The organism is Mycobacterium sp. ACS1612 (assembly GCF_001667505.1).
Classification (GTDB): Bacteria; Actinomycetota; Actinomycetes; order Mycobacteriales; family Mycobacteriaceae; genus Mycobacterium.
Genome location: NZ_LZHZ01000076.1, coordinates 18,319 through 43,215, shown reverse-complemented (window position 1 = coordinate 43,215; position 24,897 = coordinate 18,319). Strand labels below are relative to the sequence as shown.

Here is a 24,897-nt window from a genome sequence, read left to right as displayed (position 1 = left end):
CGTCCGGCGCTCTAGACTGACCCAGTGGCCGGCCGAATCCCTGATCGCGATATCGCGGCCATTCGTGAACGCATCCGCATCGAAGACGTGGTCGGCGACTACGTGCAACTGCGCCGGGCAGGCGCCGATTCGCTGAAGGGGCTGTGCCCGTTTCACGACGAGAAGTCGCCGTCATTTCACGTGCGGCCCAACCACGGGCACTTCCACTGCTTCGGCTGCGGCGAGGGTGGCGACGTCTACGCGTTTGTCCAGAAGATCGAACACGTCAGCTTCGTCGAGGCCGTCGAACTGCTCGCCGACCGGGTCGGCTACACGGTCACCTACACCGGTGGGTCGGCGACGAAAGTGCAGCGCGACCGCGGCAGCCGCAGCAGGCTGCTCGCCGCCAATGCCGCCGCGCAGGAGTTCTACGCCGAGGCGCTGCAGTCCGACGAAGCCGCACCCGCGCGGCAGTATCTGCTCGACCGCAACTTCGACATGCAGGCCGCGGCCCAGTTCGGCTGCGGGTTCGCCCCGTCGGGTTGGGATTCGCTGACAAAGCATCTGCTGCGTAAGGGATTTGAGTTCAAGGAGCTCGAGGCCGCCGGCTTGTCGCGGGAGGGCAGGCGCGGGCCGATGGACCGCTTCCACCGGCGGCTGCTGTGGCCGATCAGGGCGAGCAGCAGTGAGGTGATCGGCTTCGGTGCGCGGCGCATCTTCGACGACGACACGATGGAAGCCAAGTACATCAACACCCCGGAGACGGTGCTGTACAAGAAGTCGTCGGTGCTGTTCGGACTCGACCTGGCCAAGCGCGACATCGCGAAGGGCCATCAGGCCGTCGTGGTGGAGGGCTACACCGATGTGATGGCGATGCACCTCGCCGGGGTCACCACCGCGGTGGCCTCGTGCGGCACCGCGTTCGGCGACGAGCACCTGTCGATGCTGCGCCGACTCATGATGGACGACAACTTCTTTCGCGGTGAACTGATCTACGTGTTCGACGGCGATGCCGCCGGACGTGCGGCGGCGGTGAAGGCCTTCGAAGGCGAACAGAATCTGGCCGGGCAGTCGTTCGTCGCGGTGGCCTCCGAGGAGGATTTGGCCGGGATGGATCCGTGTGACATCCGGCTTCATTCCGGCGACGGCGCGCTGCGCGACCTGGTGGCGCGGCGGACTCCGTTGTTCGAGTTCGCCGTTCGCACAGCGCTGGCCGAACATGATCTCGACAGCGCCGAGGGCCGGGTCAACGCGTTGCGGCAGTGCGTGCCGATGGTGGCGCGCATCAAAGACAGCATGCTGCGCGACGAGTACGCGCGACGGTTGGCCGGATGGGTCGGCTGGGCGAACGAAGCCCAGGTGATCGGCCGAGTGCGCGAGGAGGCGCAGCAGCGTGGCATGCCGGAGAGGGGCAGGCGACGCACCGAGACGTCGCAGCCGCGTGAGGCCCGCGGTCAGAACGCCGCAACGTTGCGGCCGGATCCGGCGGATCCCACACTGTGGCCGCAGCGTGAGGCGCTCAAATCCGCGCTGCAGTATCCGGCGGTGGCGGGACCGGTGTTCGACTCGCTGACGGTGGAGAGTTTCACGCACCCGGGCTACGCGGCGGTGCGCGCGGCCATCGACGCGGCGGGCGGTACGTCGGCGGGTCTGGCGGGCGCGCAGTGGATCGAGGCAGTGCGCGCGCAGACGGCGACGCCTGCGGCCGCCAGCCTGGTCAACGAACTCGGTGTCGAGGCCATCAACGTCGACGACGAGGAGAAACTGCCGCGCTACATCGGCGGAGTGCTGGCCCGGCTGCAGGAAGTATGGGTCGGACGGCAGATCGCCGAGGTCAAGTCGAAATTGCAGCGGATGTCGCCGGTGGAGCAGGGCGACGAGTACCACGCATTGTTCGGTGATCTGGTCGCGATGGAGGCCTATCGGCGCAGCCTGCTCGAGCAGGCCAGCGGCGACGACCTTACTGCGTAAATGCGCTAATCAGGTTATGGTGGATGGGCTGTCGGGGCCTGAGTGGAGAGGAAGGCTTGTGTCAAACCTTAATCGGCTGGTCGCGGGCGCTTTTGTGGCTGCGGCGGTGGCCGTTCCGCTCTATGCTTCGACGGTGACCTCGGACCACTCGCAGGTCACGGCGTCGCCGGCCTGCCTGGCGTGGTTCGGCAACAAAGCGGACGGCAAGTGCCTGTCGTACTCCAACGGTCAGCCGGTCTTCGCCGGTACCCCGGACTGGGGAATCTACGGCCCCAACGCGGGTAGCAACCCGGGTGGCGGCATCGGGTTCAGCACCGGGCCGCTGCTGCCGTCGCAGTCCTGGACGCAGCCGATCGGCTGACTAGCCTAGCCGTCCTTCTTGGCCATCGCCTCCGGCTGCAACACGTCGGTCTGGGAGTCGATGGGCGTCAGCTTGACCATCGCCGGATCGGGGGAGACCCGGTCGGCGATCTTGCGGCGTCCCGCGTCGATCACGGCCTTGGCGGCCGGGCTCTCGGTGACCGCTTTGTAGGTTCCGGCGATCTGTTCATAACGGCGTCGGCCCGCCTTCGAACCCAGTACGTAGCCGACAGCCAATACGACGAGATACCGGATCACAGGGCCCCTCCCGGTCGACGGTGCATCGGCCTCCATCCTGCCTCACTTGGCTGTGTAGGGCGGGGGGGGGATCGTATTGGCGACGCGACCGGCAGGTACGCTACAGTCTTGGTTCGCGGCGCAGTCCGCGCGAGGCACGCAGTCCCCTGTAGCTCAATTGGCAGAGCATTCGGCTGTTAACCGAAGGGTTGCTGGTTCGAGTCCAGCCGGGGGAGCCACGATTTCTCACTTGGCCGCCGTCGTCAAATTCCTGGCCCTATATGCGACCACCGAAGCAGGGACTGATGTCGAACATGCCGTCGCAGACAAACCATTGGGTCGGGGCTGGCGGGTTGATCGACGGCCCCGATGGCACGTTAGGCGTGGACCCAGCAGGATGCGTCGATTCATTCGGCGGATGCGGTGGAGGGCACTGTCCGTCTTCACATTGATTCGGCCGCGCCGAGGCGATGCCGGCGGCCTCGACGGACGCGCCCGCGATGGCCCCGAACGCGGCTGTCGCGATGAGGATTGAGGGTACGAGGCGCCGCAACCGGCTGGAACCCGCGACACTGTTGGTCATTTCTTCTCCTGAGTTGTGATGGCGTCACCCGGTTTGGGCGGCTGGTACTTGTCAATAGTCGTGATCGCACAGGTGGTTTCGTAATCACCGGCAAGCCAGAATTCAGTTCCGACGAGGAAGGATTTGTTATCCGCCGGGTAAGGCTGCGGTGCGATGTGCTTGCGTGGTCAACGGCGTCAATCGATTTGTGGTCGAACGCTTTCGTCGTTGATCATGGCGGGGCGATAATCGATGCGGCGGCGAGCGGTCTGACGGACCGGGGAGCTGCACATCGCGGGTTCCCCGGACCGGCCACGACATTCGCGGCCGACGTCAGCGCACGCACGAAGGGGGAACTGAATGTCAGCGCAAGAGAACAAAGAACTCGTCCAGCGGGGTTACGACGCCTTTGCCGCCGGCGACATGGAAACGCTGATGAACCTGTTCGATGACGACATCGAGTGGGTGCAACCAGGCGATAGCACTGTCAGCGGCACCTTCCATGGCAAAACCGAAGTGATGGAGCACATGCAACGGTTGGCAGAGAAGGCGCCAACCGTAACGGTCAAGAGGCTCATTGCCGAAGATGACGTCGTCGTAGCGATCACTGAGGTAACGGCTGAAGGCCAATCCGGTGAGGACGCCGACGTGATGACGATCCGGGACGGCAAGACCGTTCGGATGGAAGTGCACGGCGACACCGCCCTCTTGGAGCGGGTTTACGGCAAGAAACAACTCGCCGCTGGATAACCGCTGCGCCCAAGCATTTTGGGCCGGGCGTCGAGGGTCGCATGGCCCCACGTATGGTTGTCGCCATGCGCCCCTCCCGGCTGATCGCCGTTGTCTTCGCCTGCCTACTCGTCGCGGGTTGCGGGTCTGACAAGCAGCAGCAGTCATCGTCACCAACCACCTCGGCCGCATGCACCGCGGCCGAGGGACCCAGCGACGACATGGTCACGGCCGAGATCGCCAAACTGCCCTCGGCGCCCTGGCTGGAAGTCGTCAGAGGGCATACCGACGACTGCAGCCTGCACTGGGTCGTAGTCACGTCGGGCGATGCGTCCGACAGCCCGGGCCAGGTGTTGTTCTTCGACCGCAAGACACCAATCGGCACCGCGACCCCCGAGCCACGGCCCTACGTCACGATCAGCGCCGCGGGCGGCGACGTCGCTGCGGTGCAATACAAATGGCGGCAGGGCCAGGATCCGGCCTGCTGCCCGAGCGGTGCCGCCACGGTTCGGTTCAAGGTCGAAGGCGGAAAACTCAAGGCGCTGGACCCGATTCCCGCCCAATAGCTACACGCCCCGCACGCTGCCGCCGTCGATCACATACTCGGCGCCGGTGATGTAGGCCGCGCGATCGGAGACGAGAAACGCGACCAGTTCACCGACGTCGGCCGGTCGGCCGGGCGCACCCAGCGGGATGCCGCCGATCGATGCCATGATCTGTGCGCGCGCTTCGTCGACGCTGATGTCGTTGATCCGACCGATTTCCTCGGCCATCCGGTATGCCGATTCCGTCTCGATGTAGCCAGGGCAGACGGCGTTGACACGAATACCCTTGGGCGCCAATTCATCGGCTAATGCCTTGCTGTAGTTGGTCAGCGCGGCCTTCGCTGCGGCGTAGGGGATGGTGGTGGGCAGCGGGGCTCGGCGCTGGATCGATGTGACGTGCACGATGGCGCCCGTGCCGCGTGCCGCCATGCCAGGGACGAGTTGTCGATCGAGCCGCACGGCCGCCAGCAGATTGGCGTTCAGCGCCGCCTGCCAGTCCTCCTCGGTGAGCGCTGTGACGCCCCCGTCCTTCTGACCCGACCCGCCGACATTGTGCACGAGGATGTCGACGCGGCCGAGGCGGTCAAGCGCCTCGACACCCAGGGCTGCCACACCGTCGGCGGTGGTGACGTCGGCGGCGATCACGTCATCGGGGCGCCCGTCCGGCGCGGACCGGGCCGCCACCACGACGCGCGCACCACCCGCGCGCAACCGGTCGGCGATGCCCTTGCCGATACCGCGGGTGCCGCCCGTGATGAGCGCCGTACGACCAGAGAATTCGGGGGAATCAGACACACGGCGAGCCTGCCACCCGCCACCGACATGTTTACGTGTCGACGATGTTCTCTGGATGCAGCATCTCGGCGTAGCGCAACTGCTCGGGGATGCCGAAGCCGTCGACGAGGACCTCCGCGTAAGGCCGCAACGTGCGGCACCGCTCGTTGATCCCGCGGGTGACGGCCTTCGCGCGTTCGGTCGACAGGAACTGGTGCTCGATGAACCAGGCCTTGTCGTCCTCGATCGCCGACAGCGCGTACAAGTCGCACACCATCTCGAGGATCTTGCGTGCCTCGTCGTCCTCGCATGAATCGATGCCTGCGACGAACGCCTCGAGAATGATCCGGTCGATGTGTGCCGACGCTGCGTGCAGCACGTGGTCTTGCACCGCGTTGAACGCGTCGAAGGCGCTCATCTCCTTCGACTTGCCCCGTAGCCGGCGGGCCACCGTCGCGATCATGTACTCCTCGCGGTCCTCGAACATCTTGACCTGGGTGCCGCGGTTGAACAGGCTGCCCTCTTCCTCGTTGTCCTGCCGGGTGTCGAGGATGCGCTGCATGATCGTCTCAGCCGCAGTGCGTTTCAACACTCGCTCACCCGCGAAGTTGGCTGCGAAGCGCACCCACTCGACAGGGCTCATGCCCTTGATGTCGTCGGCGTAGGCGGTCAGCAGTTCCTTGGCCACCAACTGGGTCAGCACGTGGTTGTCGCCCTCGAACGTGGTGAACACGTCGGTGTCGGCCTTCAGCGCGATGAGCCGGTTCTCGGCGAGATACCCTGCGCCGCCGCATGCTTCGCGGGCCTCCTGGATGGCGGCGGTGGCGTGCCAGGTATTGGCGGCCTTCAACCCGGCGGCGCGTGACTCCAGTTCGCGTTGCTCCTCCCGGTCGGGGTCTTCGGCGCTCTGCAGTTCGTGCGTCTTGGCCACCAGTTCATTCTGCGCGAACTGCAGCGCGTACGACTTCGCGATGAGCGGGAACAGCCGGCGCTGATGCACGAGGTAGTCCATCAACAGCACCTCGTGGTCATCGCCTGGTGCCTGGAACTGCGTGCGCTGCAACGCATATCGCGTTGCGATGTCGAGTGCCACACGGGCTGCCGCACCGGCGCTGCCGCCGACGGTGACCCGGCCGCGGATCAGCGTGCCAAGCATGGTGAAGAACCGGCGGTTGGGATTCTCGATCGGCGAGGAGTACGTGCCGTCCTCCGCCACGTCGGCATACTTGTTCAGCAAATTCTCCCGAGGGATGCGCACGTGGTCGAACTGGATGCGGCCGTTGTCAACGCCGGGCAGGCCGCCTTTGTAGTGGCAGTCACCGGTAGTCACCCCCGGCAGGTCGTTGCCATCTTCGTCGCGGATCGGCACCACGAAGCAGTGCACGCCGTGGCGTTCGCCGTCGGGCGTGATCAATTGCGCGAATACCGCTGCCACGGTTGCCGTCTCGGCGGCGCCACCGATGTAATCCTTGCGTGCGGACGGGGTGGGGGAGTCGATGACGAACTCCTGCGTGGACGGGTCATAGGTGGCCGTCGTCTCCAGCGACTGCACATCGCTGCCGTGACCGGTCTCGGTCATGGCGAAGCAGCCGAGCAGGTCGAGGTTGATGATCCGCGGTACGTATGCCTCGTGGTGGCGCTCGGTGCCGAGGTTCTCGATCGCGCCCCCGAACAGGCCCCACTGCACGCCGGCCTTGACCATCAGCGACAGGTCCGACATCGCCAGCATTTCGATCCGGGTGACGGCGGCCGCGACGTCACCGTTGCCGCCGTGCTCTTTCTTGAATCCGTCTTCGGCGGCGCCGTGGGCCGCCATGATCTTCATCTGCTCCATCGCTTTGGTGCGCGCGATGACGGTGTTGGGTGTGTAGTGCGGTCGGAACACCTCGTTGGCGAGTTCTTCGCGCATTCTGTTCTTCACATCGCGCCAACGGCCGTCCAGCGTGTTGCGTAGATGCTCCGCAGTGGTGGTCATATTCAGACGGTAGCCCTTTCGGCCCCCGCGGAAACTGTGATGTGGCAAACCTAGCCTTGCTGGACCAGCGGAAATCGGTGACGTTGAATTTGGTTATGACCGAGTCAGACGAGGCACCGGTATCGCCGACGGGCATGCCGCACATCCCGCACCATCGACACTCGGATGTGTCGGGCGGGTGGTTGCGCGCCGCGACGTTCGGCGCGATGGACGGACTGGTGAGCAACACCGCCCTGATCGCCGGTGTGGGCGCCGCGGCCGATGCACACACCGTGGTCATCAGCGGTTTCGCCGGGCTGGTAGCCGGCGCGTTTTCCATGGCACTCGGCGAGTACACCTCCGTCACCACCGCGAACGAGCAACTCGACGCCGAGGTGCGGATGGAGCGCCGCGCGCTGAGCAAGCACCCAGAGGCGGAAGAAACCGAACTGGTCTGGATGCTCGTCGAGATGGGCATGAGCCCGGAAACCGCAGAGAAGGCCTCCGAGGAGATTCACCGCGACGAGACCCGCGCGTTGAACGTGCATGTGGCGCAGGAACTGGGCGTCCACCCGGACGAGAAACCGTCGCCCTGGGTCGCGGCAGGCTCCAGTTTCGTCACATTCGCCATCGGCGCCATCGTGCCGCTGATCCCGTACTTCCTCGGCTTCCAAGCATTGTGGCTCGGCCTGCTGTTCGGCGGCATCGGCCTGATGGTCGCAGGGGGAGTTGCGGCCCGTTTCACCAAGAAGGCGTTGTGGTTTGCGTCGTTGCGTCAGTTGGTGTTCGGCATGGTGGCGATCGCCGCGACGTACCTAGTCGGGCATCTGGTCGGAACGGTCGTCTGACTCAGCTGTCGCTGCCGACCGTGATGGCCTCTGCCTGCTCGACCGTCTCGTCGAGTTCCGACTCCTCGACGTCGATCCCGGCCAGATGACGTCGGCTGGCGAACAGCACGCCCGCGCCCACCAGCACGGCTGCGGCGCCGACCCAGAACGGCAGATGCACACTGATCCGCTCGCCAAGCACACCGGCCAGCCAGGGTGCCAGCGCGGCGCCGGCGAACCGCACGAAACTGTAAGCGGCCGAAGCCACTCCGCGTTCGACCGGCGCCGCCTTCATGACGGTCTCGGTGATCAGCGTGTTGTTGATGCCGATGAACAGACCCGCGACCACCACGCACGTCGCCAGCACGGCCTTGTTGTCGGTGCCGACGGCCATCACCGCCAGCGTCGCGGTCATCGCCAGCAGGTTGACGATCAGAGTCGGCACCGTGCCGAAGCGGTGCTGCAACCGCGGCGCGACGACCACGGACGTGAAGGCCAGCGCCAGACCCCAGCCGAAGAAGATCAGCCCGATCTCGTGCGCGCCCATGTCGAGTGGGAACGGGGTGAACGCCAGCAACGTGAAGAAGCCGAAGTTGTACAGCAGCGCGGTGATTGCGACGCCCAGCAGACCGCGGTGGCGCAGCGCACGGAACGGGTCGGCCAGCGTGGTGGCGCGTTCGGCGCGCGGCGTTGACGGCAGCAGGAACGCGGTGACGATCAGCGCGACCGCCATCAACACCGACACCCCGAAGAACGGGCCGCGCCACGAGATCGAGCCGAGCACTCCGCCGACCAGCGGCCCCACCGCGATGCCGAGGCCCAGTGCGGCCTCGTAGAGGATGATCGCCTGGGCGACGGAGCCGCGCGCGGAACCCACGATGGTGGCCAGCGCGGTCGCGATGAACAGCGCGTTGCCAAGACCCCAAAGTGCCCGCCAGCCAACGATTTCCATCACAGAGTCGGACAGTCCCGCCAGGCCCGCGCCCGCGATTATGACCACCAGCCCGATCAGCAGGGTGCGTTTGGGGCCGATGCGGCTGGCCACCACACCGGTGATGAGCATGGCCACGCCCATCACCGCCATGTAGCTGGTGAACAGCAGCGACACCTGCGACGGCGACGCGTCGAGGTTGTCGGCGATCGGTTTGAGGATGGGGTCGACGAGACCGATGCCCATGAACGCCACGACGGACGCGAAGGCAACGGCCCAAACAGCCTTGGGTTGGCGCCACATACGGTGCGGCTACTCCTTTGCGGTTATCTTTTGGCTGGGGTGGGGGCGGCCGCATCCTCGAGAAGTCGTCGCATCACGCGCACCGCGTCGGTGAGCGTTTGCCGGTCCGCGGCATCGAGCCGCTCCAGGTACGGATCGACGGCCGCGGCTCGATCGATGCGCACCTGGCGCAGCGTGTCGACGCCCTTCGGCGTGATCCGGATGAGCACCGCCCGCGCATCGTCGGGGTCGACGTTGCGCGATACCAGGCCCGCGTCTTCGAGCCGGCGGACCTGGGTGGTCATCGTCGGCTGCGAGCAGTGGTCCAGCGCGGCCAGATCCGAGATCCGGGTCGCGCCTTGATCCTCGATCGTCGACAGCAGCCGCGCCTGGGCGTAACCCAGCGGCATGCGAACCCGTTGGGTGGCCAGCCGGTTGATCCGGGCCACCACGGACAGGAGATCGGCTCCGAGCGTCGGGGACATGCCTTGAAGATTACATAGGTTTACTATGCGATTCAAATTTTGCCGGGCGTGTCGCCGCTCACAGCATCGGGGGCGAGGGGCTGCGAGGGGCGACTGGCAGAATCGAGAAATGACCGTAACCGAGCCGGGGGCCCCGCGTCGGGCAGGCTCGCTGCAACCGGTCGAACTCGCGCAGGCCTCGGTGATGGCGGCGCTGTGCGCAGCCACCGCGATCATCGCCGTCGTCGTCCCGTTCGCCGCGGGCGTGTCGTTGCTGGGCACCGTGCCGATGGGTCTGCTCGCCTACCGGTACCGGTTCCGGGTATTGATCGCCGCCACGGTCGCGGGTGCGGTCATCGCGTTTCTGATCGCAGGCCTCGGCGGCTTCATGACCGTGGTCAACTGCGCTTACATCGGCGGACTGACCGGCACCGTCAAACGTCGCGGGCGGGGACTGCTGACCGTGCTGGCCGCGGCCGTCGTCGCCGGCGCGCTGTTCGGCGTCTTGACGGTGACGGCGCTGGCCATCCTGTCGCGGCTGCGCCATCTGATGTTCGACACGGTGACCGCAAACATCAACGGCCTCGCCGTGGTGCTCTCCCGCATTCCGAATCTCGAGCCCGCCGCCGAACGGCTGAAGAACGACTTCGCCACCGCGCTGCATTACTGGCCGTTCCTGTTCTTCGGCTCCTCGGTGCTGTCCATCGTGATGGTCACGTTCATCGGTTGGTGGGCGTTGTCACGGGTGCTGACCCGGCTGCTCGGGATCCCGGATGTGCACAAGCTGGAGTCGTCGGCCGATGCCGGACCCATCGCGCCGGTGCCGGTGCGACTGAACGACGTCCGGTTCCGCTATCCGAAGGCCGACCACGACGCCCTCGGTCCGGTGTCGCTGAGCGTCGAACCCGGTGAGCACGTCGCGGTGACGGGCGCCAACGGCTCGGGCAAGACGACGTTGATGCTGATGCTCGCAGGCCGCGAGCCGACCTCGGGGACCATCGACCGGCCCGGCGCCGTCGGCCTCGGCAAGCTCGGCGGCACCGCGGTGGTCATGCAGCACCCGGAAAGCCAGGTGCTCGGCACCCGCGTCGCCGACGACGTGGTGTGGGGGTTGCCGCCCGGAAAGACCATCGACGTGCATCAACTGCTCGCGGAGGTGGGCCTCGACGGGCTCGCCGAACGGGACACCGGCGGACTGTCCGGCGGAGAGTTGCAGCGCCTCGCGGTCGCCGCGGGACTGGCCCGCGAGCCGTCGCTGTTGATCGCCGACGAGATCACCAGCATGGTCGACCAGGACGGTCGCGAGGGATTGATGTCGGTGCTGTCGGGTCTGACCCAGCACCACAGCATGTCGCTGGTGCACATCACGCACTACAACAGCGAGGCCGACGCGGCGGACCGGGTGATCAACCTGACCGGTAACGGTGGTGCCTCGGACAACACAGAGATGGTCGAGACGGCTGCGGCTCCGACCGGGACAACTCCCGCCGCTGTGCGTTCCGAAGACGCGGTGCTCGAGTTGATCGGCGTCGGCCACGAGTACGCCAGCGGAACTCCTTGGGCAACAACGGCTCTGCACGACATCAACTTCGCCGTCCATGAGGGTGACGGGGTGTTGATCCACGGTCTGAACGGATCGGGCAAGTCCACGCTGGCCTGGATCATGGCGGGGCTGACGGTGCCGACGGTCGGCAGCTGCCTGCTCGACGGCGAACCGGTCTCCGATCAGGTTGGCGGCGTTGCCATTTCGTTTCAGGCGGCCCGGCTGCAGCTGATGCGCAGCCGCGTCGACCTGGAGATCGCTTCGGCGGCCGGGTTCTCGCACCGTGACCGGGACCGGGTGGTCACGGCGTTGGGCACCGTCGGGCTGGACCCCGCAATGGCAACGCGTCGCATCGATCAACTCAGTGGCGGCCAGATGCGCCGCGTCGTACTTGCCGGGTTGCTGGCCCGGTCCCCGCGGGCCCTGATCCTCGACGAGCCGTTGGCTGGACTGGACGCCGCGAGCCAGCGTGGCCTGCTGCGCCTGTTGGAGGATCTGCGGCGCAACGCCGGCCTGACGGTCGTCGTCATCTCGCATGACTTCTCGGGCCTCGAAGACCTGTGCCCGCGCACCCTGCGCCTGCACAACGGTCAGTTGGCGGCGCCGACGGCGGCGGGAGAGATGTCGTGAGTGCGCCGACGGCAGCCAAGCAGCGCGCACCCGTCGTGCTGTTGCGGCCGGTGCCGGGCGACACCGTCATCCATCGGCTCTGGGCCGGAACGAAACTCATCGCCGTCGCCGGCATCGGTGTGCTGCTGACGTTCTACCCGGGTTGGGTGCCCATCGGATTGGTGGCCGCCCTGATACTGACGGCGGCTCGGCTGGCGCACATTCAGCGTGGCGCGTTGCCGTCGATTCCGCGCTGGCTCTGGGTGCTGCTGTTCATCGGCGGTGCGACGGCGGCGTTCTCAGGAGACAGTCCGGTAATCGACGTGGGTTCGGTGCACCTCGAGTTGGGTGGGCTGCTCACCTTCCTACGCATCACGGCGGTGTCGATCGTGCTGCTCGGGCTCGGCGCGATGGTGTCGTGGACGACAAACGTCGCCGAAATCGCGCCTGCGGTAGCCAAATTGGGCCGTCCGCTGCGGCCGCTGCGCGTCCCGGTCGATGACTGGGCGGTGGCGCTGGCCTTGGCGCTGCGGGCGTTTCCGATGCTGATCGACGAGTTCCGGGTGCTGTATGCGGCCCGTAGGTTGCGGCCGAAGATGGTGCCGACCACCCGACGTCAGCGCCGCAAGCGGTGGGCTCTCGAAGTTGTCGACATCCTCGCGGCGGGCATCACCGTGGCGCTGCGCCGCGCCGACGAGATGGGCGACGCGATCACCGCGCGAGGCGGCGCCGGGCAGATCTCGGCGGTCCCGTCGGGCCCGAAACGCGCCGACTGGGTGGCGCTGGCGATCGTGGCAATGATGTGCGCTGCCGCGATAACGCTCGAATTGACGGTGGGAGGCACAATTTCCACACGCTGAGTCTGGGGACGGCGCCGTCGCTTTATTCTTGGCCGAAGGAGATCGATGGCGATGGCGACCGTATGCGACTCGTGTGGCGTCCGACCGCGCAACGGCGCTCGGTTCTGCGACTCGTGCGGCGCGCCGATCGCCGTCGCACGTGAGGCCGCCGAGTTCAAGCAGGTGACGGTGTTGTTCGCCGATGTGGTGCGTTCGATGGACATTGCGAGTGCGGTCGGTCCTGAGCGGATGCGAGAGATCATCGCCGAACTGGTCGATGCCGCCGCCGCGGTGGTGGCGCGCCACTGCGGCACGGTGCAGAGTTTCACCGGCGACGGAATCATGGCGCTGTTCGGCGCGCCGGCGGCTTTGGAAGACCACGCGTTACGCGCCTGCCGCGCGGGAATCGACCTGCAGCAGGCGGTGCGACGCCAAGCGGGCGAAGTGCGCGTCCGCGACGGCGTCGAACTGCAGGTGCGTGTCGGCCTGAATTCGGGGCAGGTGGTCGCCGGTGAAATGCCCGCCGGCGCCGCCGGATACACCGCGATCGGTGAACACGTCGGCATGGCTCAACGGATGGAATCCGTCGCACCACCCGGCGAGGTGATGCTCAGCGAATCGACCGCGAGGCTCGTGGAAGCCGTTGCCGCGCTGGGCGAGTCAGAACTCGTCCAGATCAAAGGTCGGGATGCGGGCGTGCTGGCCCGTCGATTGTTGGCGGTCCATTCCCTACGGCCCCAGCCGTCGCGGTCGACGTTCGTCGGTCGCGAGGCCGAGATGCGCAACATCGCCGAGGCCGTCGCACACTCGACCGGTGGCCACGGCCGGATCGTCTGCCTGGTCGGGGACGCCGGCATCGGGAAAAGCCGATTCATCGGGGAGACGACCGCGTTGGCGCGCGATGCCGGCGTCGACGTGTACGTCGGGTTCTGTGATGCGCATGCCGCCGACATCGCATTTCATGCCGTCGCGAATCTGTTGCGTGCCGCATGCGGTGTCGTCGACCTGCCCGATAGCGCTGCACGCCAACGGGTCCGGTCGCAGTTCGTAGCAAGCGACACCGAGGACCTGTTGCTGCTCGAAGACTTGCTCGGTATCGCCGACCCAGATGCGGCGATGCCGGACATCGACCCGGACGCCCGTCGACGACGGTTGACCGCGCTGCTGACTGCCGCCCTGCAGTCGCGCCCACGCCCCGCGCTGTACGTGATCGAAGACGCGCACTGGATCGACGAAGTCAGTGAGGCGATGCTGGCCGACTTCCTGGCGGTTGTGCCGCGCTCGCAGTCGATGGCGATCATCTCCTATCGACCCGAATACCGCGGGACCCTCGCACAGCTGGCCGACGCAACCCGGATTGCGCTTACGCCGCTGGATGTTTCGCAGGCCAGCGCATTGACGGCGGAACTGGTGGGAGCCGATTCGTCGACCGCTCGGGTCGCCGCTTTGATCACCGAACGCGCCGCAGGCAACCCGTTTTTCGCCGAAGAGATCGTGCGCGATCTGGCTGACCGCGGTGTGCTGGTCGGCAGCCGCGGCGAGTACACCTGTCGCGATGGTGTGGCCGACATCAGCGTCCCGGCGACGTTGCAAGCGACCATCGCCGCGCGCATCGATCGCCTGGGTCAAGACGCCAAGCGGACACTACGGGCGGCAGCGGTGGTCGGGTCGCGGTTCACCGCAGACATACTCGAAACCCTGGGCGTGCCGCCTGCACTGGCGGCGTTGGCCGACGCGGAGCTGATCGAGGAGGTGCTCGCGGGCCCGCCACCGGAGTACACGTTCCGACATCCGTTGATTCAGACCGTGGCTTACGAATCGCAACTGAAAGCCGATCGGGCGGACTGGCACCGGCGATGCGCGGCCGCGATCGAGCAACGGCACGCCGGAGCCCTCGACGCCAACGCGGCGTTGATCGCCGAACACGCGGAAGCGGCAGGCGATCTGCAGCAGGCATACGGCTGGCACATGCGCGCGGCGGGGTGGTTGGCCACCCGAGACATCCTCGGCGCACGCGTCAGTTGGCGGCGGGCCAGCCAGGTCGCCGATCAAATGCCCGATGACACACCGAATATCGACGCGATGCGGATAGCCCCACGGACTCTGCTGTGTGCCTCGGCGTTCCGAGTTGGGGGCAGCGTCGCCGACTCGGGTTTCGATGAACTGCGCGAACTGACCGGCCGCACCGACGACAAGCGTTCGCTGTCGATGGGGATGTCCGGTTTCGTGATGGCGCTGACGGTGCATTCACGCCATCGGGAGTCGTCACGGCTCGCATCGGAATGCATGGCGTTGTTCGAGGCGATCGGCGACCCCGCGCTGACGGTCGGATTGGCGTTCCCGCTGATTCTCGCCAAGTACGAGGCCGGCGAATTGACGGAGGGGCTCGAAATGGCGCAGCACGCCATCGATCTGGCCGACGGGGACGCCACCATGGGCAATCTGATCTTCGGCTCACCGCTGTCACTGCTGCTCGCGATCCGCGGAACGCTGCGCTATCGCATCGGTATCGCCGGCTGGCGCGACGACGTGGATCAGGCCGTCGACATGGCCCGTGTCAAGGATCCGGCATGTTTCGTCTTCGCGGTCATGTACAAGTACCTCGGCATCGCCGCCGGCGCGTTGATAGCCGATGAGGTGGCTCTGCGGGAGACGGCCGAAGCGCTGCAGCTGGCAGAGAAATCAAGCGACGACTTCGCGTTGACCGCTGCGCGGTTCGTCCGGGGCGTCACGTTGACGTTCCTCAGCGGGGCGGACCATGAGGCTGGGCTTGCTCTGCTTCGACAGGTTCGCGACGCCTGCCTGCGGGAGCGGTTCAGCAGCACAACGCTGCCCTACATCGAGGACGTCTTCACCAAGGAGCGAGCGGCCGGTGCCGACCTCGATGGTGCCATCGAGTCAGCGCGATCGAACCTTGCCCGGCTGTCGGACTCTGGCGAATTGATGAGCCGGGGAGGCGTCGCGGCGACGCTTGTGCAGCTACTGCTGACTCGTGGCGGCGCAGCGGATCTGAGCGAGGCGCACCGGGTGGTGGCGTCGGTCAACGAACTGGGCAGCCCGCGCTACGCGCTCGATCGGATGGTGTCGTTCATCGTCCGGGCTTTTCTGGCTCAGGCGGACGGCGACGAGGCGGTCTACCGGGATTGCGCCACCGGCTTTCGAGAGATGGCGACGTCGCTTCAGGCCGAAGGCTTTCTCGCGGTGGCTGCGGCGATGCCGTGACGCGGACGCTGACTCTGCGGTGCGGGCGTCACCGAAGCCAACCTATCTACCGACGACGTCTGAGCAGCCGAGCGACGGACCGATAGCGGGAGGACCAGTCCAGCCGCCATTACCGCCATCGACCGCTACGGGCCTACCTCAAACAACAATTCCGGAAGTTGTACCAGGTCCAGCCCCCTCCTTCGAGCCTGGTCCGTCCATGCCAGAGCCAGTCACGGTGACCGTAGTTGCGCCAGCCACGGTTACTGTGACCGCGCCCTCAGCAGCCACCCCGGCGGGTGCTCAGGCGCCCGCACCGAGCGCGACTGCTGCCCCCGGCGGAGGGCTTCTCAACAGCACCGCCGCGACAATCGGGCTTGTCACGACACTGGTCGTCGCTGTGACCGGGTTGATCACTGCGGTTACAGGGTTCGTCAAGGTCTTGCGGCCGGCAAAACCCGCCGCTTCGGCCCCACCACCTGCGTCGGCGACACCGCCTGCACAGTGACAACAACGGACTAGCGGCGCAGAGTCAGCGCGCGGCGGCGGCGTTGGCCGCCTTCTGCGCCTCGCGCAGGGTCGTCGGCACATCGGCGCGGCCGAGGAACATCTCGTCGAAGTACGGCTTCAGCGCATCGAATCCGGCCGCGAAGCCCTCCCCGCCCGGCGCGGCGATGCGTGGACCCTGCAGCACCCGGAAGAACGGGCTCACGTCGACGCCGCGCGAGGCCCAGTACTTGTGGTAGACGGATTGCGCGGCAAGTACAGCCGGAATCGCGGCGCCCTTCGCGCCAAGGAACTCGTTGCCGCGCCGGCTGCCCATCCACGCCAACACCTGCCGCGCCGCGTCGGGATGTCTGGTCGCCGAATTGCCTGCCGCAGCAATGCCATTCGTCACGCTGACGCGGCCCTTCGGCCCGGAGGGCATCATCGCGACCCCCCAGCGGAACGGCGCCTGATCGGCGACAGCGGCCAGGTTGTAGGTGCCGGATTGGAACAGCGCCATCCGGCCCTGCAGGAACTGGTTGCGGGAGAAGTCGCCGTTGTCGTTGGTGTCCGACGCAGGCGGAGCGACGTGATCGGTGTTGATCAGCCGGACCAGATACTCGAACGCCGACGCCGCCTGCGGGTTGTCGAACGCGAACCGGTCGCCGTCGGAGAACACCCCGCCCGTTGACCCGATGTAGTTGAGATAGATGCCCTGCAGATCGTTGGCGGCGTTGTAGCCCCACTGCCGACGGCCGTCAGCGTCCAACGTCAACCGGGCCAGCAGCGGCCGCAGCGTGTCGTCGCCGCCGAGTGACCAGCGCAGCGACGACAGTTCACGCGGATCGACGCCCGCGGCGGCCAGCAGGTCAGCGTTGTAATACAACGCGATGCCGGCGTCGGTGAGTTGCGGTACGGCCCACAATGTTTCGTGCCGGGTGAACTGCTCGACCACCGACGGCTCCCATGCGGGCGAACGGTCGATCTTCATCAGCCGACCGCTGTCGGCGTAGCCGGAGAAGTAGGCGTTGGACAGCCAGAAGATGTCATCGGCGCCGTCGCCCGCCACGTCGGTGCGCAAGGTGTCGAAGTAGCTCGAGTAGGCCACGACGTTGACGCGGACCTCGATGTCGGGGTGCTCACGAGAAAACGCGGCGAACGACTCCCGATAGGCGGCGGCTACCTGCTCGTCCCACAACCGCACCGTCACCACCGTCCGCCCTGCGGGCTCCCCGGATCGGCCCAGCAGCGTCGCGAACACCAGCAGCACCGTCAGCGTCAGCGCCAACCCGGTGAACACGAGCGTCGAAGCGCGTGGCCGCCAGGTCATTTCAGCCCCGTGACGACGATCGAGCGGACGATGTGGCGGCCCATCACCACGAACAACACGATCAGCGGGACCATCGCCACCGTCGTCGCCGCCATCACCAACGTCCACTGCGCGTTGTACCGCGACTGCAGGCCCGCGGTCGCGACCGTCAACACCTGCCACTTGCTTCCGCTGGTGATCACCAGCGGCCACATGAAGTTGTTCCACTGACTGACAGTCGTGATCAGCGCCAGTGTCACCAGAATCGGTCGACTGGCGGGCACCACCACATGCCAGATGATGTCCAGCGTGTGGGCGCCGTCGACGCGGGCGGCGTTGATCAGGTCGGCGGGAATTCCGCGAAAGTACTCACGCAGCAAGAAGATGGCATACGGCGAGCCGAACATGAACGGCAACACCAACGCCCAGAACGTGCTTCGCAGCCCGGCCTCGGCCATCATCAGGTACAGCGGCACCACGGTCACCGTCGCCGGCACCATCAGCGTGGCGATGTACACCCAGAACAGCGCGTCCCGACCCGGAAACTAAAGTCGGGCAAAGGCATACGCGGCGAACACCGAGAACGTCAACTGCCCGAGCAGGATCACCGCCGTCATCAACGCGGTGACCAGTATCGCCCGACCGAACCCTGCGTCGGCCAGACCGGTGTAGTTATGCAGCGTCGGCGGATCGGGCCACGACAGCGGCGACGTGGTGTTGAACTGGCGCGCCGAGGTGAACGACGTCAGCAGGCCCGACGCGAACGGCGCCAACGTGATCACCGCGCCGATCGCCAGCCCGAGATAGATGACGACGCGGCTAAGTGAGGTCATAGGTGATCCGTCGCCGAAAATACAAGTGCTGCACGGTCGTCACGCCGACCAGCAACACGAAGAGCACCACCGCCATCACCGCGGCGCGGCCGACCGCCGCCGCTCCGAACGCCTCGGCGTAGATGCGGTGCGCCACCAGATCGGTGCGACCCTGCGGGCCGCCGCCGGTCAACGCGTACACGGTGTCGAAAACCTGCGCTGCGCTGATGACCCCGGTGACCGTCACGAAGAACAACGTGGGTCGCAGCATCGGCAGTGTGATGCGGCGGAACCGCTGCCAGGTGGTCGCGCCGTCGGTGCGGGCCGCGTTGTGGATGTCCTCGGGGATGGCGAGGATGCCCGCCAGGAAGAACAGCGTGACGTAGCCGACGTTGGTCCACACCACGACCGCGGAGACCACGGGCAGCGCAAGATCCGGATCGGTCAGCCATTCGATCTGATGGCCGAGCAGGGTGCTGACGGCGCCGTCGGTGGGCGCCAGGATCCACCGCCACAACACCGCGATGGCCAGCGGCGCGCAGATCCACGGCAGCACGTACAGCGTCCGGAAGAATCCGCTGCCGGGAAGCCCGCGAGACAACATCGCGGCGGCGATCAATCCGAGCACGGTCTGGACGGGCACCACCATCGCAATGAACGCCAGCGTCACCAGCAGCGACGTCGCAAACGAAGAGTCGGTGAGCACCGACTGCCAATTGTCCAGTCCGACATACCGAATCGGGCCGAGCAGGTCCCAGCGGTGCAGGCTCAGCCACAACACCACCAGGATGGGCAGCAGCAGGAAGGTCACCACGCCGAACAGGCTGGGAGCGAGCAGCGTGTAACCCAAAGCCGTCGACCGGATCCGGTTTGCTGCCACCGAGCCATTAAAACGAACCCGCTGGCCTGCCACTACGGTGGTGGCGTGACAGCGCCGCACCGGGTGGACCCCGATTTCCTCGCGTTGCCGCGACATCAGCTCGCCGACGCCGCCCTTACCGCCGCCATCGAAGCCGGCGCCAATTACGCCGACCTGCGCATACATGCCATCACCACCGAGATCATGCAGTTGCGTGACGGTGAACTGGAGACCGCGGTGGTCGACCAGGAGATCGGCATGGCCGTGCGGGTGATCGTCGACGGCACCTGGGGCTTCGCCTCCCACGCGGAGCTGGACCCGGCCGTGGCCATCGAGACCGCGCGACGCGCCGTGCAGGTGGCCAGAACGTTGGCCCCGTTGAACGCCGAGCGCATCGAGTTGGCCGCCGAACCGGTCTACTCCGACGTGACCTGGGTGTCGGACTACCGGATCGACCCGTTCACCGTCGGCGTTGCCGACAAGATCGCGGTGCTGGGCGAGTACTCGGGCCGGCTGCTGGCGGCCGACGGCGTCGACCACGTCTCGGCCGGGTTGCACACGGCGAAGGAGCAGACGTTCTACGCCGACACCTTCGGCACGTCGATCACCCAGCAGCGGGTGCGGGTGCAGCCGTCGTTGGAGGCGGTCACGGTCGACGCCGCGGCGGGCATGTTCGAGTCGATGCGCACGCTGGCGCCGCCGACGGCGCGGGGCTGGGAATACGTCGTCGACGACGAGCCGTGGAACTGGACCGACGAACTGGCGCAGCTGCCGTCACTGCTCGCCGAAAAGCTCAAGGCGCCGTCGGTGACCGCCGGGCCGACCGATCTGGTGATCGACCCGTCCAACCTCTGGCTGACGATTCACGAATCGATCGGCCACGCCACCGAATACGACAGGGCGATCGGCTACGAGGCCGCGTACGCGGGCACGTCGTTCGCGACGCCGGACACGCTCGGCACTATGCGCTACGGCTCGCCGGTGATGAATGTCACCGCCGACCGGACCGTCGACTACGGTTTGGCGACAGTCGGTTTCGACGATGAGGGGGTGCGCGCACAGAGTTGGGATCTGGTGCGCGACGGCGTTTTCGTCGGCTATCAACTGGATCGGGTGTTCGCCCCGCGCCTCGGCGTCGCGCGGTCCAACGGCTGCTCCTACGCCGACTCGCCGCACCACGTGCCGATCCAGCGGATGGCCAACGTGTCACTGCAGCCCTCCGCCGCCGACGTCACCACCGAAGACCTGATCGGCCGCGTCGAGGACGGCATCTACATTGTCGGTGACAAGAGTTGGTCAATCGACATGCAGCGCTACAACTTCCAGTTCACCGGGCAGCGGTTCTTCCGGATCCGCGATGGCAGGCTGGACGGTCAGGTGCGCGACGTCGCGTATCAGGCGACCACCACCGACTTCTGGGGTGCGATGGAAGCCGTTGGCGGGCCGTCGACGTGGCGGCTGGGTGGTGCGTTCAATTGCGGTAAGGCGCAACCGGGCCAGGTGGCGGCGGTCAGCCACGGCTGCCCGTCGGCGCTGTTCCGCGGCATCAACGTGCTCAACACGGTGTCGGAGGCGGGACGATGATCGGCGCGCAACAGGTCGTTGACACTGCGCTGGCCGAGGCGGCGCGGCTGGGTGGGGCCGACGAGACGATCGTCGTGGTCACCGACCGCGCCGACGCCGCACTGCGGTGGGCGGGCAATTCGATGACCACAAACGGCGAATCGGTGAGCCGGACCACAACGGTCGTTTCGATTGTGCGGCGGGGAGATACCGCGCATGTGGGGTCGATGCGGTCCAGCGCTGTGGACCCCGCCGTGATCGCGGATCTGGTCGCGGCGTCACAGCGGACGGCGGCGTCGGCTCCTGAGGCGAGCGACGGCGCGCCGCCGTTGCCGGGTGGTGACGTCCCGATCGATTGGGATGCGCCGGTGCCCGGTACCGGGGCACATGTGTTCGCGGGCATCGCGAAGCCGCTGGCGCAAGCGTTTCGCGGCGCGGACCGGTTGTACGGGTATGCCCGGCACATCGTGGAGACGACGTTCGTCGCCACCTCGAGCGGGTTGCGGCGGCGGTACACGCAGCCGACAGGCTCAATGGAGATCAACGCCAAACGTGGTGGCGCCAGCGCATGGGCAGGCGTGGGCGCCCCGAATTTCGTTGATGTGCCAATTGATTCGCTGCTCGAGCGGCTGTCCACTCAACTGGGGTGGGCGAAGCGCACCGTCGAGTTGCCTGCCGGGCGGTACGAGACGATCATGCCGCCGTCGACGGTGGCGGACATGATGATCAACCTGACCTGGTCGATGGGTGGCCGGGGTGCGCAGGAGGGCCGCACGGCGTTGTCGGCGCCCGGCGGCGGAACGCGGGTCGGGGAGAGGCTGACCGATCTGCCGCTGACGTTGTACTCCGACCCGGCCGCCCCTGGGTTGGAGTGCACACCGTTTGTGGTGGCGCCCAGTTCGTCGGAGCGGATGTCGGTGTTCGACAACGGCATGGACGTCGGGCGGGTGGATTGGGTCCGGGACGGGACGATCAACGCGCTGGCGTATCCACGCGCGGCGGCCACCGAGTTCGGGGCTCCGGTGACGGTGCCCGCGGAGAATCTGTTGATGACGGGTGGGTCGGCCAGCCTGGCGGACATGATCGCGGGGACCGAGCGGGGGCTGCTGCTCACCACGCTGTGGTACATCCGCACCGTGGACCCGACCGTGCTGCTGTTGACGGGCCTGACCCGCGACGGCGTGTACCTAATCGAAGACGGCGAGGTGACGGCGGCCGTCAACAACTTCCGGTTCAACGAGAGCCCGCTGGATCTGCTGCGGCGCGCCACGGAGGCCGGTGTCAGTGAGGTGACGCTGCCGCGGGAGTGGGGCGATTGGGCGACGCGTGCGGCGATGCCGTCGCTGCGGATCCCTGACTTTCACATGTCGTCGGTGAGTCAGGCGCAATAATCCATGGGTGGCTGACGAAGAAGCTTTGCCCTCACGCCTGGCCGGACTGGTCGCGTTGTCGTCGGGTGATCCGCGTCTCGACACGGTGATCCGGCTGACGTGCGCCAGGGCGCTGTCGCTGCCGCCGTTGCCGACGGAAGTCGACCTCATCGACGACGCGCGCGAGCACGACGCGGTGGTGGCGGCGTTCGCCGACCAGTTCGCGGTCGACGTGTCGGGCATCGGGGACAATCAGCGGGCGCAGTTCGTTGCGGCGTTGGGCAAGAACGCGTTTCGCACGGTGGCGGCGATGTTCATCGCCGATTTCGTGCCTCGGGTGTGGGCGGGCTTCGAGGCATTGGGGATGGGCAAGCCGGGCAACGGCGGGACACCGGACTGGGATCACGACACCGATCCGATCCCTGCGCTGCTGAAGGACTTCGTGCCCGCGGTCGCGCGCCTGCGGGCGTTGGACCCGGTGACGACGGAGGTGGTGCGGCTACGCGGGGCGACGCAGCACAACTGCCGGCTGTGTAAGTCGCGGCGCGAGGGCGGGGCGTTGGATGCCGGGGGATCGGAGTCGCTGTATGCCGACATCGAGGACTACGGGACTTCGGAGCGGCTGTCGGAGCGGCACAAGGCGGCGCTGAGGTATGTGGACGCGTTGATCTGGACGCCGTCGCGGATCGACCGGGACGTGGTGGCCGGGGTGCGGGTCCAGTTCACCGAGGAGGAGGCGTTCGAGCTGACGCTGGACGTGATGCGCAATGCCTGCAACAAGATCATGGTGGCACTCGGTGCGGACGCGGCGCAGGTGGCGGAGGGGACGGAGTTGTTCCGGATCGACGCCGACGGGCAGACGGTGGTCGGCTAGGCGCCCAGCTTGAAGCGACATTCCACGGATTTCAGTCCGAAAGCCACCTCACGCGAAAGCTTAAGCCCACGACCGGGATCCGCAGGGAGGCGGAGGCGGATTCAGCACGCGCGTGTGCGCGGTCATACCGTGCCCGTCGTTCAGGGTCACGTAGCAACTCGTAGGCCTCCACCACTCGGCGAAGCGCCTCATCGGCGGACGGCGTCGACTGCCCTATCGCGGGTTTGGCGTCGGGATGATGTTCCCGAACTTGCTGGAGATAGGCGCGGCGAATCTCCTGGGCGGTTGCGGTTGACGGCACGCCCAAGACGACGTAGGGGTCAAAATCCACTCGCTAATCCACCTGTGGGGCTGGGGTTTACGGCGCTGACGGCCGAAGTTCTGATGCCGAGTCCGTTACTGCCGGATCCGGCACCGCATTCGGTATCGCTGACGCCTGTTCCGTAGCCGCCGCAGTTGCTTGCTTCGGTGCCGATGCAGCCGCCGCGAGCGCCAGCTTCCTTCGCTTGACCCACAGCCAGATCGCCGCTCCTACCGCTCCGACGGCAAACAATATTGCGCCCGGCAAAATGGACCAACGACCGCTCATGTTGCGCCTCCTTCCGCGCTTGGCAAGCACATAGGTCTTGGCCGCCTCGCTACGGCCGGACTACCCCGCCCGCCGTGGAATTAACCGTCCCGTCGATTTCTCTAGCGGCTGAGTCTCGGATGGCGATGTTGACGCGCAGACGGTCGGCTGGCGGACGAGGCGGCGGTCTGTTCCCGCGCCCGGCTCCGGGCGACAACTCAACAGCGGCAGGCCGCGAAGCATGTGCGAACATTGGTGCCGCGAAACTATGCGCAGGGGCGGTAGCTCAGTCGGTTAGAGCCGCGGACTCATAATCCGTTGGTCGCGGGTTCGAGCCCCGCCCGCCCCACGTCAGAGGCTGTTTTTCCTCGGGTGATGGCTGACGTTTCTATGTCGGCTGATGCTTGACAGTTGCTTCCGTTGATTCTTGACACTCCCTAAATGAGGGAGTTGAGCGTGGCAGAGCAGCGTATCAGGCCGCGTTGGCGGTGATCAGTGACGGGTTGTCGATTCCGCAGGTCGCATCGAAGGTAGGGGTTTCGCGACAGACGCTGCATTCCTGGTTGGCCCGCCATGAGGCCGAGGGTCGGCTTCATCTCGCATCCGGCGTGCGCCGACGCGGCGAATTTGATGAGCGACGCGTTCAGTCTCGCGATAACGGCAACACGGGGCACACGCCCAAACAATGGTGCTGAATGGTATTTGTGCGATTGCCGGTTCGCAGGGCAAATCGAGATCCTGCCGATGACTGCGGTCGAGGATCGCACTGGACTTCTCGCCTAGACGAAACACGCTGCTGTTTTGAACGTTTCACCCAGATCCAGTTTTTGATCGTTATCTGTGAATGAAGTGGAAATGCTGGACAACCCAACGCGTCGATGCCACGATGACGACAGCTTGACGGAGTCGTCAATATGTTAGAGGCCTCGTCGGCTGGGGCCAAAATTGCACGTGCGTGCCGTCGAGGCTCGATTCCGAAGCATGCGTTTCGGCGGGGATGTCCAGGACCTGCGCTCGCGGGCCCACATCGCAATGGACAGACATGGGGACACAAGGGGGCAAACATGACAACGACCGATAGTACGAAAATCGCACAACCGCTGTTGCTTTATCGACTAGGCCTCGAAGCGGGCAATGTCGGAACACCGGCCGCGCCGATTCTTCACCTGGGGCTCCTCGTCCATACGGTGCGAGACACCGTGACCGGTTACTGCAAGAGGTGATGGCGCGGATTTCCGCACCATCATCC

19 protein-coding genes, 2 tRNA genes and 2 pseudogenes are annotated in these 24,897 nt (G+C 66.4%); 14 read left to right on the top strand and 9 right to left on the bottom strand.

The window, feature by feature from the left end; translation table 11 throughout:
* The first annotated feature begins 24 nt into the window (after positions 1 to 24).
* Both dnaG and A5724_RS32360 read left to right on the top strand, forming a co-directional pair.
* A complete protein-coding gene (gene dnaG, locus A5724_RS32365) occupies positions 25 to 1,950 on the top strand; it encodes a DNA primase (RefSeq protein ID WP_067812199.1) in 1,926 nt (641 codons plus the stop codon).
* A 133-nt stretch (positions 1,951 to 2,083) separates the two neighbouring features.
* Entirely contained in the window at positions 2,084 to 2,311 is a 228-nt protein-coding gene (locus A5724_RS32360) for a hypothetical protein (RefSeq protein ID WP_369830693.1), read from the top strand.
* Positions 2,312 to 2,316: 5 nt separating this feature from the next.
* On the opposite strand, the gene A5724_RS32355 is transcribed toward A5724_RS32360, so the two are convergent.
* A complete protein-coding gene (locus tag A5724_RS32355; protein WP_067812195.1) occupies positions 2,317 to 2,568 on the bottom strand; it encodes a hypothetical protein in 252 nt (83 codons plus the stop codon).
* Between the two features lie 142 nt (positions 2,569 to 2,710).
* Between A5724_RS32355 and A5724_RS32350 the strand changes: the two genes are divergently transcribed.
* From A5724_RS32350 to A5724_RS32340, 3 genes are all read left to right on the top strand, one after another.
* A tRNA-Asn gene (locus tag A5724_RS32350) sits at positions 2,711 to 2,786 on the top strand.
* Positions 2,787 to 3,469: 683 nt separating this feature from the next.
* Positions 3,470 to 3,859 (top strand): nuclear transport factor 2 family protein, encoded by a 390-nt coding sequence (locus A5724_RS32345; RefSeq protein WP_067812192.1) that lies wholly within the window; start codon positions 3,470 to 3,472, stop codon positions 3,857 to 3,859.
* Positions 3,860 to 3,924: 65 nt separating this feature from the next.
* A complete protein-coding gene (locus A5724_RS32340) occupies positions 3,925 to 4,404 on the top strand; it encodes an LppP/LprE family lipoprotein (protein ID WP_067812350.1) in 480 nt (159 codons plus the stop codon).
* Here the strand turns inward: A5724_RS32340 and A5724_RS32335 are convergent, their stop codons facing one another.
* Together A5724_RS32335 and A5724_RS32330 are read right to left on the bottom strand one after the other, a co-directional pair.
* On the bottom strand, positions 4,405 to 5,178 hold the full coding sequence (locus A5724_RS32335) for an SDR family oxidoreductase (RefSeq protein ID WP_067812190.1): 774 nt from the start codon (positions 5,176 to 5,178) through the stop codon (positions 4,405 to 4,407).
* A gap of 31 nt (positions 5,179 to 5,209) precedes the next feature.
* Positions 5,210 to 7,132, bottom strand: a complete 1,923-nt coding sequence (locus A5724_RS32330; RefSeq protein WP_067812188.1) for an acyl-CoA dehydrogenase — start codon at positions 7,130 to 7,132, stop codon at positions 5,210 to 5,212.
* Positions 7,133 to 7,227: 95 nt separating this feature from the next.
* On the opposite strand from A5724_RS32330, the gene A5724_RS32325 reads away from it, so the two are divergent.
* Positions 7,228 to 7,959, top strand: a complete 732-nt coding sequence (locus A5724_RS32325) for a VIT1/CCC1 transporter family protein (RefSeq protein ID WP_067812186.1) — start codon at positions 7,228 to 7,230, stop codon at positions 7,957 to 7,959.
* Position 7,960: 1 nt separating this feature from the next.
* Here the strand turns inward: A5724_RS32325 and A5724_RS32320 are convergent, their stop codons facing one another.
* Positions 7,961 to 9,172 (bottom strand): MFS transporter, encoded by a 1,212-nt coding sequence (locus A5724_RS32320; RefSeq protein ID WP_067812184.1) that lies wholly within the window; start codon positions 9,170 to 9,172, stop codon positions 7,961 to 7,963.
* A 23-nt stretch (positions 9,173 to 9,195) separates the two neighbouring features.
* Complete coding sequence (locus A5724_RS32315; protein ID WP_067812181.1) at positions 9,196 to 9,636, bottom strand: MarR family winged helix-turn-helix transcriptional regulator; 441 nt, start codon at positions 9,634 to 9,636, stop codon at positions 9,196 to 9,198.
* 109 nt (positions 9,637 to 9,745) lie between these two features.
* Between A5724_RS32315 and A5724_RS32310 the strand changes: the two genes are divergently transcribed.
* From A5724_RS32310 to A5724_RS32300, 3 genes are read left to right on the top strand one after another with little or no spacing between them, the layout of a single operon-like run.
* Positions 9,746 to 11,788: an ATP-binding cassette domain-containing protein gene (locus A5724_RS32310; RefSeq protein ID WP_067812179.1), complete on the top strand. Its 2,043-nt coding sequence runs from the start codon at positions 9,746 to 9,748 to the stop codon at positions 11,786 to 11,788.
* Positions 11,785 to 12,627: an energy-coupling factor transporter transmembrane protein EcfT gene (locus A5724_RS32305; protein ID WP_067812177.1), complete on the top strand. Its 843-nt coding sequence runs from the start codon at positions 11,785 to 11,787 to the stop codon at positions 12,625 to 12,627. The genes A5724_RS32310 and A5724_RS32305 overlap by 4 nt, the downstream gene beginning before the upstream one ends.
* Positions 12,628 to 12,678: 51 nt before the next feature.
* Entirely contained in the window at positions 12,679 to 15,828 is a 3,150-nt protein-coding gene (locus A5724_RS32300) for an adenylate/guanylate cyclase domain-containing protein (RefSeq protein ID WP_232005047.1), read from the top strand.
* 511 nt (positions 15,829 to 16,339) lie between these two features.
* Here A5724_RS32300 and A5724_RS32295 read toward each other — a convergent pair.
* From A5724_RS32295 to A5724_RS32285, 3 genes and pseudogenes are all read right to left on the bottom strand, one after another.
* Complete coding sequence (locus tag A5724_RS32295; protein ID WP_067812173.1) at positions 16,340 to 17,623, bottom strand: sugar ABC transporter substrate-binding protein; 1,284 nt, start codon at positions 17,621 to 17,623, stop codon at positions 16,340 to 16,342.
* Positions 17,620 to 18,435, bottom strand: a pseudogene (locus A5724_RS32290) (carbohydrate ABC transporter permease). The gene A5724_RS32295 and the pseudogene A5724_RS32290 overlap by 4 nt, the downstream one beginning before the upstream one ends.
* Positions 18,422 to 19,294, bottom strand: coding sequence for a carbohydrate ABC transporter permease (locus A5724_RS32285; RefSeq protein WP_067812171.1), 873 nt, complete (start codon positions 19,292 to 19,294; stop codon positions 18,422 to 18,424). Before A5724_RS32285 ends, A5724_RS32290 begins: the two are co-directional and overlap by 14 nt.
* A gap of 45 nt (positions 19,295 to 19,339) precedes the next feature.
* On the opposite strand from A5724_RS32285, the gene A5724_RS32280 reads away from it, so the two are divergent.
* The 3 genes from A5724_RS32280 to A5724_RS32270 are packed head-to-tail and all read left to right on the top strand — an operon-like array spanning position 19,340 to position 23,080.
* A complete protein-coding gene (locus tag A5724_RS32280; protein WP_067812169.1) occupies positions 19,340 to 20,857 on the top strand; it encodes a TldD/PmbA family protein in 1,518 nt (505 codons plus the stop codon).
* Complete coding sequence (locus A5724_RS32275) at positions 20,854 to 22,227, top strand: TldD/PmbA family protein (protein WP_067812167.1); 1,374 nt, start codon at positions 20,854 to 20,856, stop codon at positions 22,225 to 22,227. The genes A5724_RS32280 and A5724_RS32275 overlap by 4 nt, the downstream gene beginning before the upstream one ends.
* 7 nt (positions 22,228 to 22,234) lie before the next feature.
* Positions 22,235 to 23,080 carry a carboxymuconolactone decarboxylase family protein gene (locus A5724_RS32270; protein WP_067812165.1) on the top strand — a complete coding sequence of 282 codons (846 nt, stop codon included), beginning with the start codon at positions 22,235 to 22,237 and terminating at the stop codon, positions 23,078 to 23,080.
* Between the two features lie 31 nt (positions 23,081 to 23,111).
* On the opposite strand, the gene A5724_RS35270 is transcribed toward A5724_RS32270, so the two are convergent.
* Positions 23,112 to 23,411: a J domain-containing protein gene (locus A5724_RS35270; RefSeq protein WP_082965396.1), complete on the bottom strand. Its 300-nt coding sequence runs from the start codon at positions 23,409 to 23,411 to the stop codon at positions 23,112 to 23,114.
* 512 nt (positions 23,412 to 23,923) lie between these two features.
* Between A5724_RS35270 and A5724_RS32265 the strand changes: the two genes are divergently transcribed.
* Positions 23,924 to 23,997 (top strand) — tRNA-Ile (locus A5724_RS32265).
* Positions 23,998 to 24,089: 92 nt separating this feature from the next.
* A pseudogene (locus A5724_RS33490) lies at positions 24,090 to 24,235 on the top strand (helix-turn-helix domain-containing protein); the annotation flags it as partial.
* Positions 24,236 to 24,897 lie beyond the last annotated feature (662 nt).

Coding starts and splice junctions, on each gene's coding strand:
- A5724_RS32315 (WP_067812181.1), bottom strand. CDS start 9,636: ATGTCCCCGACGCTCGGAGCCGATCTCCTGTCCGTGGTGGCCCGGATC.
- A5724_RS32295 (WP_067812173.1), bottom strand. CDS start 17,623: ATGACCTGGCGGCCACGCGCTTCGACGCTCGTGTTCACCGGGTTGGCG.
- A5724_RS32310 (WP_067812179.1), top strand. CDS start 9,746: ATGACCGTAACCGAGCCGGGGGCCCCGCGTCGGGCAGGCTCGCTGCAA.
- A5724_RS32345 (WP_067812192.1), top strand. CDS start 3,470: ATGTCAGCGCAAGAGAACAAAGAACTCGTCCAGCGGGGTTACGACGCC.
- A5724_RS32320 (WP_067812184.1), bottom strand. CDS start 9,172: ATGTGGCGCCAACCCAAGGCTGTTTGGGCCGTTGCCTTCGCGTCCGTC.
- A5724_RS32275 (WP_067812167.1), top strand. CDS start 20,854: ATGATCGGCGCGCAACAGGTCGTTGACACTGCGCTGGCCGAGGCGGCG.
- A5724_RS32300 (WP_232005047.1), top strand. CDS start 12,679: ATGGCGACCGTATGCGACTCGTGTGGCGTCCGACCGCGCAACGGCGCT.
- A5724_RS32330 (WP_067812188.1), bottom strand. CDS start 7,132: ATGACCACCACTGCGGAGCATCTACGCAACACGCTGGACGGCCGTTGG.
- A5724_RS32325 (WP_067812186.1), top strand. CDS start 7,228: ATGACCGAGTCAGACGAGGCACCGGTATCGCCGACGGGCATGCCGCAC.
- A5724_RS32340 (WP_067812350.1), top strand. CDS start 3,925: ATGCGCCCCTCCCGGCTGATCGCCGTTGTCTTCGCCTGCCTACTCGTC.